The following is a 14,606-nucleotide window of genomic DNA, read 5'->3' on the forward strand; positions in this document are numbered from 1 at the left end:
TCGCGCCGCCGTTTTACTGCTCCGGAAAGCGCGTCCCACACGGGGGGCGCCCGGCAAGCGACCGCAGGGCGAGTTTTCATGCACGGCGCAACGTCCATGACGCATGCCCCGCCGCGGTTTCCGATCGTTACCAATTTCTGTGCCCGAACAGGCGTTTTCGCGCCGTCCCTCCTTCTATCGGGCCTATACTTTCGCGTGTCGGCATCCCCGGATCCCCGACTCCAGACCCACATTCCGCGGCGGGCCTGTTGCCGCGTCATCCGCAAGCAAGCATGGCAAGCCTCAACAAAACGTCGCTCAACTCCTCCTTGCAATCGGTGCGCGCCGTCGCGCGTGCGCCCCGCACCCGGCGCATCCTCACGGGCGTCCTCATCTTTCTCGTCGTGTTCGGCCTGCTGGGCTTCTTCGCCGCGCCGCCCGTCATTCGCCACGTGGCCGAGCAGCAGTTGAGCAAGCAGCTCGACCGGCCTGTCACGATCGGCCGCATCGCGCTCAATCCGTATACGCTGCGCCTCGAAGCGGATCGCCTGCATATCGGCGAGCGCGGCGGCAAGGGGGAATTCCTCGACGTTTCGCGCGCCGTCGTGCAGGCTTCGTGGTCGTCGATCTTTCGCGCCGCGCCCATCGTCGACGAACTGCGGCTCGACTCGCCGCGCGCCACGATCGTGCGGCTCGACGCGCAGCACTTCAACTTCTCCGACCTCGTCGAGAAGTTCTCGACGCCCTCCAGGCCGAACAGCAAGCCCACGCCGTTCTCGGTCTCGAACATCCGCGTCGAAAACGGCCAGATCACTTTCGACGATCGCCTGCTCAACGAAAAGCACGTGATCGACCGCTGGTCGCTCGGCATTCCGTTCATCGCCACGCTGCCTTCGAAGACAGAAATTTTCGTCCAGCCAATGCTGCGCGCGCGCATCGACGGCGCGAGCACGCTGGCGATCGACGGCAAGACGAAGCCGTTCTCCGCGTCGCGCGAGTCGGAAGTCGAGTTGCGTCTGACCGATCTCGACGTGCCGAGGCTCCTCACCTACGCGCCCACGAAGCTGCCGGTCACGGTGAAGAGCGGCAAGCTCTCGACCAACCTCAAGCTCGACTTCGTGATGTCGGGCGAGAAGCCGGCACTGCGCGTTTCGGGCACGACCGACCTGAACGATCTCGACACCACCGACAACGCCGCCGCGCCGTTGTTCGGCGCGCGCAGCCTGCATGTGGCGGCGGCTTCGCTCGAACCGTTCGGCAACGTGTATCGCTTCGACGACATTCGCCTCGACGCGCCTGCGCTGTGGATCGCGCGCGACAAGCAAGGCGTGCTGAGCATCGAGAAGCTGATGGGCGCGCCGGCCGCGAACCCGGCCGCGAGCGCCACGCCGGCTTCGGGCGCTTCGGTCGCCGCAACGGCCCAGGCGGCACCGGCCGTTGCGAAGCACGCGCCGTTCGATCTCTCGATCCGCCAGTTCGCGCTCACGAACGGCACGGTGCACGTGGACGACGCGGTGCCGGCGCGACCGGTGAGCGTCCAATTGAGTCAGCTTTCCACCACGCTCGCGAACTTCTCGACCACGGCGAAGGCGGGCGCGCCTTTCACGTTCGCGACCAGCGCGAGCGACGGCGGCGCGATCAAGGCGTCGGGCACGTTCAGCCTTGCGGGCAAGAATGCGCAGGTCAACATCGCGCTTCAGTCCGTGGCGCTGCCGCAGGTGCAACCGTATATCGACAATCTCACCGGCGCGCAGATCGTCGACGGCAAGCTGAACCTCACGTCCACGCTCACGGCCGACTGGGCCCGGCAGCCCGCCGCCGTGCAGGTCGGCCAGAGCACGCTCGGGCTCGAGTCGCTCAAGATCGCGACGCGCGGCACGAAGGCGCCCGCCATCTCGCTCGCCCAGGGCACGGTGCAGGTGAGCGGCGTGGATGTCGCGGCGCGCAAGGCGCAGATCGCCTCGGTGGACGTGACCGGCCTCGTGGTGAACGCCGGGCGCCAGAAGGACGGCAAGATCGACCTCGCGCAGCTCGCCTCCACGCATCGTGCGGCGCCTGAGCGCACGGCGATTCACGCGGCGCAGAAGTCGGTGCAGGAAGGGCCTGCCTGGCGCTACACGATCGACGCGCTGACGTTGAGCAACGGCGCGATCAACGTCACGGACAATTCGACGCCGCGCCCGGTGAAGCTCGCCATCGCGCCGCTCGACCTGAAGATCCAGCAGATCAGCGACGATCTGGGTCACCCGCTGCCGATCGACCTGAAGGCGACCGTCAATCGCAAGGGCACGTTGGCGCTGAGCGGCAAGGTGAAGCCCACGCCGCTCGCGGCGCAACTGAAGATCGACGCGAACCGCCTCGACGCGGCCGCTTTCGAGCCTTACTTCGGCAACCAGCTCAACGCGGTGGTGGCGAGCGCGCTGCTCAACATGAACGGGCAGCTCGCGGTGGAGCAGGGCAAGGCGCTCAAGGCGAACTATCGCGGCAACGCGGCGCTCGTGGACGTGCGCATGCTCGACAAGGCGACCTCGGGCCCGTTCGCGGGCTGGCGCTCGCTCGCGCTCACGAACCTGAAGGCGACCTACGACGAAACGCGTGGCACCGACGTGGATGCGAGCCGTGTGACCTTCGCCGGCTTCTATGGTCGCGTGCTGCTCGACGCGCAAGGCAAGCTCAATCTCAAGGACGTGGTCGCGCATCAAAGCGGCGAGGCGCAGTCGCTCACGCAGGACACGAGCGCGGCGCGCCGCGGCGGCCTCGAGCCCGTGCCGCTCTCGCCCCAGGCCGCGAGCGCGCCGCAGCAAGCCGTGGCCGCTTCCGCGCCCGCGGCGGCTTCCGCGCCGCCGACGGTGGAGGCCGCGCAGGCGCCGAAGCATCCCGTGCGCCTGCATTTCGGCGAACTGGTGCTGCAAGGCGGCCGCGTGAACTACACCGACAACTTCATCAAGCCGAACTACACGGCCGATCTCGTGCAGATCCAGGGCACGGTGGGCGCGTTCGGCACGGAATCGACCACGCCGGCGCCGGTGGACGTCACCGCGAAGCTCGCCGCGAACGGGCCCATCACGATCAAGGGCTCGGTCAATCCGCTCATCGAGAAGCCTTCGCTCGACCTCACAGCGAGCGCGCATGACATCGAGCTCACGAACCTCACGCCGTACTCGGCGAAGTACGCGGGCTACCCGATCACGAAGGGCAAGCTCAACGTCGACCTGCACTATCAGCTCGCGAACGACCAGCTCACGGCGAACAACCACATATTCATCGACCAGCTCACGTTCGGCGACCACGTCGACAACGACACGGCCACGAAGCTGCCGGTGCGTCTCGCGATCTCGCTGCTCAAGAACCGGCGCGGCGAAATCGATGTGAACATTCCCGTGTCGGGCTCGCTCTCGAATCCCGAGTTCAGCCTGGGCGGCCTGATCTGGAAGGCTGTGCTCAACCTCATCGCGAAGGCGGTGACGGCGCCGTTTTCCCTGCTCGCCAACGCGTTCGGCGGCGGCGGCGAGGAGCTGGGCTACGTCGAGTTCGCGCCGGGCACCGCCACGCTCACCGACGCGGACCAGAAGAAGCTCGACACCATCGCGAAGGCGCTCGACGACAAGCCCTCCGTCAAGATCGACCTGATCGGCCGCGTCGATCCGGCCGTGGACACGCCCGCGCTGCGCGAGCAGTACGTGGACCAGCTCGTGCGTCTCGAGAAGGTGAAGGACACGGTGGGCAACGGCGAGAGCGTCGATACCTCGCAGGTCAAGGTGGACGGCAAGGAGTATGAGAAGTACCTCACCAAGGTCTACAAGTCCGCGGACTTCAAGAAGCCGCGCAACATGATCGGCTTCACGAAGGCGCTGCCCGTGGACGACATGAAGCAGGCGCTCGCCGACCATGCGAGCGTGGACGACGCGACCTTGCGCGACCTCGCGCAGCGGCGTGCGCAGGCGGTGCAGCAGTATTTCGAGGGCAAGGTCGATCCGGACCGCGTATTCGTCGTCGCGCCGAAGCTGGACGCGAAGGGCATCGACGACAAGGGCGCCACCACGCGCGTGGATTTCGGGCTGAAGTAGAGGCGCGCTGCACCGTGGCGGCGCGTTCGGGTTTATCCGGCGCGCCGTTGTTTTTGCGGTTTGGCGAACGCGTGCGTTTCTATCACCTGGGCGAGCGTCGCGAACGCCGGCTCGATTTCTTCGTGCGGCACGCACGCATAACCCGTTAGCAATCCTTTGAGCTCCTGGCGCACGCTGTAATAAGCGGCGAGCGGACGCACGATCACACCTGCGTCGTAGGCGGCCGCGGCGATGGCGCGATCGTCGGCGTGGTCGGGCAGGCCCAGTACGAAATGGAGGCCCGCCTCGTCGCCCATGACCGGCAGCGCGTCGCCGAAATGACTCGTCACCGCGTCGATCAGCAACTGGCGCCGCTCGCCGTAAAGCATGCGCATGCGGCGCACGTGCGAGGTGAGATAGCCGTCCATGATGAACTCCGCGAGCACGGCCTGCTGCATGAGCTGCCCTTCGCGGTAAAGTTCCGCCACGCCGGTGCGAAACATGGCCGCGAGCCGTTCGGGCACGACCATGTAGCCAATGCGCAGGCCCGGAAACAGAAGCTTGCCGAGGCTGCCCACGTAAATCACGCGGCCCGAGTCGTCGAGCCCCTGGAGCGACGCGAGCGGCCGGCTGCCATAGCGGAACTCGCTGTCGTAGTCGTCCTCGATGATCCACACCTTGTGCTGGCGCGCGTATTCGAGCAGCGTGCGGCGGCGGGCGAGGCTCATCACCATGCCGAGCGGATACTGATGCGAGGGCGTGACGAGCGCGATGCGCGGCGGTTCGCGCAGGTCCTGTTCGCGCGGGTTGAGGCCTTCGGCATCGACGGGAACGGGCGCGAGCTTCAGCCCCGACGCTCGCAACACACTGCGCGCGCCCCAGTAGCACGGCTCCTCCACCCACGCGATGTCGCCGTAGTCGGCGAGCAGACGCACGGCCAGATCGATCGACTGGTGGATGCCGGTCGTGATGATGATCTGGTCCGGCGTGCAGCGCACCGAGCGCGCCACGCGCAAATAGTCGGAAAGCGCGCGCCGCAGCGGCCGGTAGCCGCCGCCCGGCGCGTAGGTAAGCAAACCATGGTTCGCCGACTTCCATAGCCGCGCCTGCAGGCGGCTCCACGTGCGCGCCGGAAACTCGGCCACGTCGGGCACGCCCGGCATGAACGCGCCCCACTGCTTCGCCGAAACGCCCGCTTCGTCGATGAGCCGTTGGCCGCGAATCGACATGTCGCCGCGCGGGAAGGCGGCGCCTGCGCCGTTTTCGTCGCCGGCGGAATCGTCGGCGGCCGCGGGCGTGCTCACGGCGGCGCAGTCGGGGCGCGTGTCCGCCACGTAGGTGCCGCTGCCCGTGGTCGAGAGCACGTAGCCTTCGGCGCTCAACTGATCGTAGACGTGCAGCACGGTGTTGCGCGCCACGCCGAGGTCGCCCGCGAGCGTGCGCGAGCTGGGTAGTTTCGAGCCAGGCGCGAGCCGCCCCGTCAGGATGGCCTGCTGCATGAGCTGCAGCAACTGGCGGTAGGCGGGTTCGGCGCTTTCCTTGTCGAGTTGCGCCGCGAGCCATTCGGACAGGATGACCATGGCCAAAGTGGTTCCATCAAGAATAATGAAATGGCTCCATGGGATAGAGCCGTGACCATCTATAGTAATTCGCACGTCAGTTCCGGTTAATGCCTCGGTCAGAATTTATTTGATCGAGACGGAACCGGCAGGCGGCACGCTGGCGGTTTCCGCCATGAACGGGCCGCCGCACAAACCCGATGGGGAAAGGTAAGGAGACAGGGCGATGAAGACCTCGGACGTGATCGTCAGCTTTCGCGGCGTGCGCAAGACCTATGACGGCGAAACGCTGGTCGTCAAACAACTTGACCTCGATATTTATCAGGGGGAATTCCTGACACTGCTCGGCCCGTCCGGTTCGGGCAAGACCACCTGCCTGATGATGCTCGCCGGCTTCGAGTTTCCCACCGGCGGCGAGATTCGCCTGGAAGGCAAGCTGCTCAACAACGTGCCGCCGCACAAGCGCGACATCGGCATGGTGTTTCAGAACTACGCGCTATTTCCGCATCTCACGGTCGAACAGAACGTGGCGTATCCGCTCGGCGTGCGCAAGGTGCCCACGGCCGAGCGCGCGCAGCGCGTGAACGACGCGCTCAAGATGGTGCGCATGGAAGGCTTTGCGAAGCGCTATCCCGCGCAGCTTTCGGGTGGCCAGCAGCAGCGCATCGCGCTCGCCCGCGCGCTCGTTTTCCAGCCGAAACTCGTGCTGATGGACGAGCCGCTCGGCGCGCTCGACAAGCAGTTGCGCGAACATATGCAGTACGAACTGAAATCGCTGCACGAAAAGCTTGGCGTGACGTTCGTCTACGTCACGCACGACCAGGGCGAGGCGCTCACGATGTCGGACCGCGTGGCCGTGTTCGACAAGGGCATCGTGCAGCAGCTCGATAGCGTCGATCGTCTCTACGAGTCTCCGTGCAACGAGTTCGTGGCGAACTTCATCGGCGACAGCAACCGGCTGCGCGGCACCATCGCCGCCGTGGACGGCGAGTACTGCGAAATTCATCTCGCCGACGGCACGCGTCTCAAGGGTCGCAACGTGGCGGGCGCGCAGGCGGGCTCGAGCGCCATCGCCTGCATTCGCCCCGAGCGCATGAAGCTGGCGGCGAACGGCGCGGCGCGCAACGGCGCGAATGCGCTGGCGGGCGAGGCGCGCGGCCTCATCTATTTCGGCGACCACGTGCGCATGCGCTGCGGTCTGCCCCAGCAGGACGAGTGCTTCGTGAAAGTGCCGCTCGGCACCGAGGTGCTCCAAGGCTTCGCGCCCGGTCAGCCGGTCGCACTCGAGTTCGCGCCGGAGCATCTGCGCGTGTTCGCATGAGGCGCGCGGGCGCGGCGCACGGCACGCGCGCGCCGCGCCCGGCAAGGCGTCTCGACGATCGGGCCACGTCTCTCGTATCGAAGGGCCCGGCAAGACAAACCACCAAGGAGAAGGGACTACCATGAAGCAGATCGGCAACATGCGCGTTGTAGCGGCCGCGGCCGCGCTCGCACTCTCGTTCGGCGTGGCGCATGCCGCGGAGCTGACCGTCGTGAACTTCGGCGGCGCCAACGGCAACGCGCAGAAGGCGGCCTTCAACGAGCCGTTCCAGACGCAAACGGGCAACAAGATCACCGCTGTCGAATACAACGGCGAGCAGGCCAAGGTGAAAGCCATGGTCGACGCGAAGCACGTGGACTGGGACGTGGTCGAAGTGGAAACCGGCGACATCGCGCGCGGCTGCGACGAAGGCCTCTACGAGAAGCTCGACTGGGCCAAGCTCGGCAACAAGGGCGACTTCATGAAGGCGGCGCAGCAGCCCTGCGGCGCGGGCTTCTTCGTCTGGTCCACGGCGCTCGCCTATAACGCCGACAAGCTCAAGACCGCGCCCACGAGCTGGGCCGACTTCTGGGACGTGAAGAAATTCCCGGGCAAGCGCGGCATGCGCAAGGGTGCTCAGTACAACCTGGAGTTCGCGCTGATGGCCGACGGCGTGCCGCCGCAGGACGTCTACAAGGTCCTCTCGACGAAAGCCGGCCAGGATCGCGCGTTCAAGAAGCTCGACGAACTGAAGCCGAACATCCAGTGGTGGGAGGCAGGCGCGCAGCCGCCGCAATTCCTCGTGGCCGGCGACGTGGTGATGTCCACGGCGTACAACGGCCGTATCGACGCCGCGCAGCGCGAGGGCAAGAACCTCAAGGTGGTGTGGAACGGCAGCATTTATGACCTCGACTACTGGGCGATCCCGAAGGGCGCGCCGAACAAGGCGCTGGCCGAGCAGTACATCGCCTACACGCTTTCGCCGAAGCCGCAGCAGGAATACGCGCAACGCATCGCCTACGGCCCGGTGAACGCGAACGCGATCAAGGCGCTCGACGCGAAGACGCTCTCCAATCTGCCGAACTCGCCGGCGAACGGCAAGAACGCGGTGCAGCAGAACCTCACGTTCTGGACCGACCACGGCGACGAGCTGGAGCAGCGCTTCGCTTCTTGGGCCGCGAAGTAAGCATGACGCAGACGCTCCGGCGCACGCGCCGGAGCGTTTCGCAGCATGGTGGAGATGATGCGGCATGGGACCAGGGTAAGCGCCGGAGCGCTAACGCTGGTCGACAGGAGACTGGTGTGACCACGATGACAACCGTGACCAACGTAGGCGGCGCAGCACGCGAAGAAACCGCGCGCCTGAAGCGCGAACTGCGCGTGGCGCAGGCGAAGAAGCGCACGATGGCGCTCATGCTGATCGCGCCGCTCGCGATATTTCTATTGCTGATTTTTGTCGTGCCGATCGCGGCGCTGCTTACGCGCGCGGTACAGAACCCCGAAGTGGCGACGGCGCTGCCGCACACGATCGCCGCGCTGCGCGGCTGGGACCGCAAGAGCGCGCCGCCCGACGCGGCCTACGCGGCGCTCGCGCAGGACCTCACCGCGGTCCAGGACGGCGATGCCATGGGCGCCCTGGCGCGCCGCCTGAACGTCGAGATCGCGGGCTTTCGCTCGCTCGTCGCGAAGACCGCGCGCGCCATGCCGCTCGCCGACGACGAGGGCAAGCCGCTCACGCTCACGCCCGCGCAAACGCGCGCCAAAATCGTCGATCTCGACGATCGCTGGAACGACGTCGCCTACTGGCAGGCCATCGCGAAGAACAGCTCGCGCTACTCGCCGTTCTATCTGCTCGCGTCGCTCGATCATCGTCAGGACGCGTTCGGCCGCATCGTGGCCGCCGATCCGGATCAGCAGATCTACCTGGAAGTGTTCGCGCGCACGTTCGTCATCAGCGTGTTCGTGACGGTGTTCGCCCTGTTGCTCGGCTATCCGCTCGCGTACTGGATCTCGACGCTCTCCGAGCGCCGCGCGAATCTCGCGATGATTCTCGTGCTGATTCCGTTCTGGACGTCGATTCTCGTGCGCGTGGCCGCGTGGATCGTGATCTTGCAGGGCGAGGGCCTCGTCAACAGGGCGCTGCTCGGCACGGGTCTCATCTCGCACCCGCTCGCGCTGCTGTTCAACCGCGTGGGTGTCTATATCTCCATGACGCACATTCTGCTGCCGTTCATGGTGTTGCCGCTCTATAGCGTGATGAAGTCGATTCCGCCCACTTATCAGCGCGCGGCGGTGTCGCTCGGCAGCCATCCGTTCGCGGCCTTCTGGCGCGTGTACGTGCCGCAAACCTACCCGGGCGTGGGCGCGGGTGTGCTGCTCGTGTTCATTCTCTCGATTGGCTACTACATTACGCCGGCGCTGCTCGGCGGCCCGAGCGACCAGATGGTCAGCTACTACGTGGCGTACTTCACGAACGTGTCGATCAACTGGGGCATGGCCTGCGCGCTCGGCGCGCTGCTGCTCGCGGCGACCACGGTGCTGTATTTCGTCTACGGGCGCTTCACGCGCACACAATTGAGCCTCGGCTGAGGGAGGCGCGATCATGAAATTCGCCAAGCCGCTTTTTGCGCCGCATACGTCGGCCGCCGAACGCGTGTGGTACTTCGCGCTGCGCGCGCTCGTCGTACTCACGCTGCTGTATCTGATCCTGCCCGTGCTCGCGATCGTGCCGCTCTCGTTTTCGTCGAGCACGTTCCTCGTTTATCCGATTCCGGGCTGGTCGTTGCGCTGGTATCAGAATCTCGTGATGTCCGACGAATGGCGCATGGCCGCGAAGAACAGCTTTATCGTGGGGCCGGCCGCGACGTTCGTGGCGACCGTGCTCGGCACGCTCGCGGCCATCGGCATCACGAAGGCCGATTTTCGCGGCAAGGCGCTGCTCATGGCCGTGCTCATCTCGCCGATGATCGTGCCCGTGGTCGTGGTGGGCGTGGGCATGTATCTGTTCTTTGCGCCGCTCGGTCTCGCCAATACGTATCTCGGGCTGATCCTCGCGCACGCGGCGCTTGGCGTGCCGTTCGTCGTGACCACGGTCGCCGCCACGCTGCAAGGCTTCAATCACAACCTCGTGCGTGCGAGCCTTTCGCTCGGCGCGAATCCGGTGACGACATTCTTCCGCATCACGTTGCCCGTGATCGCGCCCGGCGTGATTTCGGGCGCACTGTTCGCGTTCGCTACGTCGTTCGACGAAGTGGTCGTGACGCTCTTCCTCGCGGGCGCCGATCAGACCACGTTGCCGCGCCAGATGTTCACGGGCATACGCGAGAACATCAGCCCGACCATCGCTGCGCTCGCAACGATCCTGATCGTCTTCTCCACCGGCTTGCTGCTGGCCCTCGAATGGCTGCGCGGCAGAAATGCGGCGCGCGCGGTAAAGGCGTGACGATACCGATGTGAAAAAGGCAGCGCTGTGGCGCTGCCTTTCTTTTTGTGCGCGGCGGGGCGCGGCTTACTTGCCGAGCGCCGCCGGCAAACGGCGCTTGACCCATTGCGTCGCCTGATCGTACGCGTGCGCGAGTTGCAGCACGGAAAGATCCGCGTGCGGCTTGCCGATCACCTGCAGACCCATAGGCAGGCCCTGCGCATTGAAGCCAGCGGGCACGCTCATCACGGGCAAGCCCGCGAGACTGCCGCCGATCACGACTTCCATCCAGCGGTGATAGGTATCCATCGTGCGGCCCGCGATCGATTTCGGCCAGTGCTCGCTCGCGTCGAACGGGAAGATCTGCGCGCTCGGCAGCGCGAGGTAGTCGTAATGCTCGAAAAGCGCGAGCAGCGCGTTGTACCACTGGCTGCGCGCGACCGTGGCGTTCCAGACATCTTCGCCCGAAAGCTTCAGACCGCCTTCCACTTCCCATTGCGCCTCGGGCTTGAGCCGCGCGCGCTTTTCCGGGTCGCGGTAGAGCGCGCCGAGCGTGCCTGCGCACGAGAAGTGGCGCAGCGTGAGCCAGGTCTGCCACAGCCGTTCCATTGCGAAGCCGGGGCGCGCGGCCTCGACCCTGCAGCCAATCGACTCGAGGTCATCGAGCGCCGTTTCGCAGAGCGCGAGCACGCCGTCTTCCATCGGCAGATAGCCGTCGTAGTCGCCGAGCCAACCGATGCGCGCGCAACCCAAGTCGCGTTCGAGCGAACCCGCGAACCGTGATGGGCCTTCGGCGATGGAGAGCGGCGCCCGCGCGTCGTAGCCGGCCTGTGTGGAAAGCAGCATCGCGAGGTCGGGCACGTTGCGGCCCATGGGCCCCGCATAGCCGAGCTGATGAAAGAACAGATCGTGTGCGGGCACCGAGGGTACTCGCCCTTGCGAGGGACGAAAGCCGAACACGTTGTTCCAGCCAGCGGGATTGCGCAGCGAGCCCATCATGTCGCTGCCGTCGGCGACGGGCAGCATACGCAGCGCGAGCGCGACGGCGGTGCCGCCGCTGCTGCCGCCTGCACTGCGCGTGGGGTCGTAAGCGTTGAGTGTCGTGCCGAAAACCGTGTTGTAGGTGTTCGAGCCGAGGCCGAACTCCGGCGTGTTGGTCTTGCCGATGAAGATTGCGCCTTGCGCGCGCATGCGTGCGGCCATCAGCGAGTCGGCTTGCGGCACTTCGTTGCGGAACAGCGGCGAGCCTTGCGTGAACGGAATACCGGCCGTGGCAGCGAGGTCCTTCGGCGCTTGCGGCATGCCGTGCATCCAGCCAAGGTACTCGCCGCGCGCGAGCCGGGCGTCGCGCTCGTCGGCCTCGGCGAGCAGCGTGGCGCGCTCGCGCAGCGAGACGATTGCGTTGGCAGGGGTGTTCACGCGCTCGATATGGTCGAGAAACGCGGTCATCACTTCGCGGCAGGACACCTTGCGCAGCCGTATCCATTGCGAAAGCTGGAGCGCGTCGGCGCCCACGAGATCGTCGGGGAACAGTTGTGCGGGGGACAGCGATGCCTGGTTCATACGTGTCTCTCGTTTGCCGGTAAAGCAAGGGAGAGTCATTGTCGCGCAGCCGCGGCGCAAGCGGAAGGAAACGAATGGTTGCCGCCATCGCCTCGTGGTTGCCGCGTCGCCGCGCGGCACCGTGGGCTATGGCGCGGGCGGGGCAGCGCCGCCGAGCGCCTGATAGAGCGCGGCCGTGTCGGCGAGCCGGTCGGCGTGCGCGCGCGTGCGGTCCAGCATCGTCTGGAGTGCCTGGCGTTGCGTGTCGATCAGTGCGAATTCGCTCACGCCGCCGGCTTCGTGGCGCGTTTGCGCAATCGTTGCATTGGCTTGTGCCTCGCGAGCAGCGTCGTCGCGCGCCTGCAATTCGGTCGCGTCGTTCTGAAGCGCGCGCAGCGCGTCGGCGACCTGCTGCAACGCTTGCAGCACCGTTTGCCGATAGTCCGCGAAGGCCGCTTCGTAGGCCGCTTCCGAAGCGCGTTTCTTCGCGCGCAATTCGCCGCCATGAAACAGCGGTTGTGTCAGCCCGAGCCCCACGTTCCAGATGTTCAGCCCGTTGACCACGTCTTCGATGTGCGTACGCTCCGACCCCATGCTCGCCGAAATCGAAATCTGTGGATAGAGATTGGCCGTCGCCACGCCCACGTTCGCGCTCGCCTGGTGCAGCAGCGCCTCGGCGGCGCGTATGTCGGGCCGCTCTCGCGCGAGTGCGGAAGGCAGGGTGAGCGTGACGGTGTCGGGCAGGCGCAGCGTGTTGAGCGAAAGTGCGTCGAGCTGCGCGGTGAATCGCGTGCTGGAGGGCGCCACGCCCAGCAAAATAGCGAGCTGATGCTCTGCGGCGTCGCGCTGCGTTTCGAGCGGCGGCAGCGACGCGCGCGTTTGCGCGAGCAGCGTGCGCTGGCTGCGCACGTCGGTTTGCGCCACGCCGCCGGCGGCAAGGCGCGCTTCCACGATCTCGAGCTGGCGTGCCTGCGCATCGGCAAGGTTGCGCGTGAGCTCGACTTGCCGTTGCAGCGACGCGCGGCGTATCGCCGTGGACACCACGTTGGCCGCGACGGACAGCCGCGCGGCCTCCAGTTCGTAGGTCGCGTAGTCGACCTGGGCGAGCGTGGCTTCGAGCGCGCGGCGGTTCGCGCCAAATACGTCGAAAACGTAAGACACGCTGACCGATGCGTTATAGAGCGTGAACGGCGGCGGATTCGCCACCTGGGTGATGCCGAAGGCGGCAAGATCGACCTTCTGGCGCGTGCCGGACAGCTTGAGATCGACGGACGGAAAATTCGCCGCGCCCGCTTGCGCGTTGTAGTTCTCGCGCGCTTCGAGAAGCTTCGCGCGCGCCGAGTCGAGCGTGGGGCTCGCGCGCAACGCCTGATCGACGAGTTCGTCCAGTTCCGCGCTGCCGAACTGCGTCCACCACGCGCGCGGTGCGTGTCCGGCCGTCGCGAAGGTTTGCGCGCCGCCGCCGGGCCCCGCTGCGCCGGCGGTTGCCGCAGGTGTGCCCGCGCGCGTCCAGCCTGTGGCCGCGGGCGCTTCGGGCGTGCGGAAATCGGGGCCTACGGTGCAGCCCGCGAGCGTGAGCAGCGTGGCGAAGGCGGAAAGTGCGAAGCGCTTCATCGTCGTGGTGCCTTGCGCTAGTCGAGCGTGCGCCGGTAGAAGCGCACGGCGATCGCCATGACCGCGACGGTGAACGCCGCGAGCGGCCACACGGCGGGCCACAGGTCGGTCCAGCCGTTGCCCTTGAGCAGGATGCCGCGCACGAGCCGGTTGAAGTACGTGAGCGGCAGCACGTTGCCGATCCATTGCGCCCAGCGCGGCATGCCGCCGAACGGGAACATGAAGCCCGAGAGCAGGAGGCTTGGCAGGAAGTAGAACATCGTCAGTTGCATGGCCTGCAACTGGTTCTGCGCGAGCGACGAGAGCGTGATGCCCACCGTAAGGTTCGCGGCGATGAAAAGCAGCGCCGACAGATAAAGCGCAACGAGCCCGCCTGCGAACGGCACATGGAACACGTAGCGCGCGGCGAGCACGATGATGGTTGCCTGGATCAGCCCGATCGCCACATAGGGGACGATCTTGCCGGTCATTACCTCGATGGGCAGCACGGGCGTCGCCAGCAGGTTCTCCATCGTGCCGCGTTCGCGCTCGCGCGTGATGGCGAGGCCCGTCATCATCACCATCGTCATCGTGAGAATCACGCCCATCAGGCCCGGCACGACGTTGTACTGCGTGATGCCCTCCGGGTTGTAGAGCCTGTGCACCTGCACGTCGAACGCGGCGGGCGTGCCGTTCAGGTGCGCGAGCGGGCCGGTGAGATCCTTTGCCGCCACGGGCGCGACGAGTCCCGGCAGCGCCGCGAGCGCGGTGGTAATGGCGGTGGGGTCGCTCGCGTCGGCTTCGAGGAGCAGTGACGGTCTTTCGCCACGTAGCAGGCGGCGAGAAAAATCGACAGGAATGCTCAACACGAACTGCACCGTGCCGCGAGCGAGTGCGTGGCGCGCCGAGGCTTCGTCGGGCATCGTCTCGATCACGTCGAAGTAGGCCGAATTGCGCATGCCGGCGACGAAGCTGCGCGCGAACACGCTGTCCTCGCGCACGACGATGGCCGTGGGCAAGTGCTTCGGGTCGGTATTGATCGCATAGCCGAAAAGCGTAAGCTGGATGATCGGCAGGCCGACGATCATCGCAAACGTGATGCGGTCGCGCTTGAGCTGCAGGAACTCCTTGAGCACGATGCTCCACCAGCGCGCCATGGAAAACGG

Annotated in this window: 9 protein-coding genes; 5 read left to right on the forward strand and 4 right to left on the reverse strand. The window is 66.3% G+C overall.

Features of this window, described 5'->3' with window-relative positions:
- Positions 1–272: 272 nt before the first annotated feature.
- On the forward strand, positions 273–4,046 hold the full coding sequence (locus BLU17_RS28375) for a DUF748 domain-containing protein (protein ID WP_092004752.1): 3,774 nt from the start codon (positions 273–275) through the stop codon (positions 4,044–4,046).
- A gap of 32 nt (positions 4,047–4,078) precedes the next feature.
- On the opposite strand, the gene pdxR is transcribed toward BLU17_RS28375, so the two are convergent.
- Positions 4,079–5,611 carry a MocR-like pyridoxine biosynthesis transcription factor PdxR gene (pdxR, locus tag BLU17_RS28380; protein WP_092004755.1) on the reverse strand — a complete coding sequence of 511 codons (1,533 nt, stop codon included), beginning with the start codon at positions 5,609–5,611 and terminating at the stop codon, positions 4,079–4,081.
- A 199-nt stretch (positions 5,612–5,810) separates the two neighbouring features.
- On the opposite strand from pdxR, the gene BLU17_RS28385 reads away from it, so the two are divergent.
- From BLU17_RS28385 to BLU17_RS28400, 4 genes are all read left to right on the forward strand, one after another.
- Positions 5,811–6,905: an ABC transporter ATP-binding protein gene (locus BLU17_RS28385; protein WP_092004758.1), complete on the forward strand. Its 1,095-nt coding sequence runs from the start codon at positions 5,811–5,813 to the stop codon at positions 6,903–6,905.
- 121 nt (positions 6,906–7,026) lie between these two features.
- Positions 7,027–8,070, forward strand: coding sequence for an ABC transporter substrate-binding protein (locus BLU17_RS28390; protein ID WP_092004761.1), 1,044 nt, complete (start codon positions 7,027–7,029; stop codon positions 8,068–8,070).
- A gap of 125 nt (positions 8,071–8,195) precedes the next feature.
- The gene (locus BLU17_RS28395) at positions 8,196–9,473 is read left to right on the forward strand and encodes an ABC transporter permease (protein ID WP_092004819.1); all 1,278 of its coding nucleotides are present in this window, start codon (positions 8,196–8,198) and stop codon (positions 9,471–9,473) included.
- A gap of 13 nt (positions 9,474–9,486) precedes the next feature.
- Entirely contained in the window at positions 9,487–10,326 is an 840-nt protein-coding gene (locus tag BLU17_RS28400; protein ID WP_092004764.1) for an ABC transporter permease, read from the forward strand.
- A 66-nt stretch (positions 10,327–10,392) separates the two neighbouring features.
- On the opposite strand, the gene BLU17_RS28405 is transcribed toward BLU17_RS28400, so the two are convergent.
- The 3 genes from BLU17_RS28405 to BLU17_RS28415 form a co-directional block, all read right to left on the reverse strand.
- Positions 10,393–11,868, reverse strand: a complete 1,476-nt coding sequence (locus BLU17_RS28405) for an amidase (protein WP_092004767.1) — start codon at positions 11,866–11,868, stop codon at positions 10,393–10,395.
- 126 nt (positions 11,869–11,994) lie between these two features.
- Complete coding sequence (locus BLU17_RS28410) at positions 11,995–13,461, reverse strand: efflux transporter outer membrane subunit (protein ID WP_092004770.1); 1,467 nt, start codon at positions 13,459–13,461, stop codon at positions 11,995–11,997.
- A 17-nt stretch (positions 13,462–13,478) separates the two neighbouring features.
- Positions 13,479–14,597, reverse strand: a complete 1,119-nt coding sequence (locus BLU17_RS28415) for an ABC transporter permease (RefSeq protein WP_092004822.1) — start codon at positions 14,595–14,597, stop codon at positions 13,479–13,481.
- Positions 14,598–14,606 lie beyond the last annotated feature (9 nt).

Origin of the sequence: Paraburkholderia lycopersici (assembly GCF_900096975.1) — a bacterium.
GTDB classification, from domain to species: domain Bacteria; phylum Pseudomonadota; class Gammaproteobacteria; order Burkholderiales; family Burkholderiaceae; genus Paraburkholderia; species Paraburkholderia lycopersici.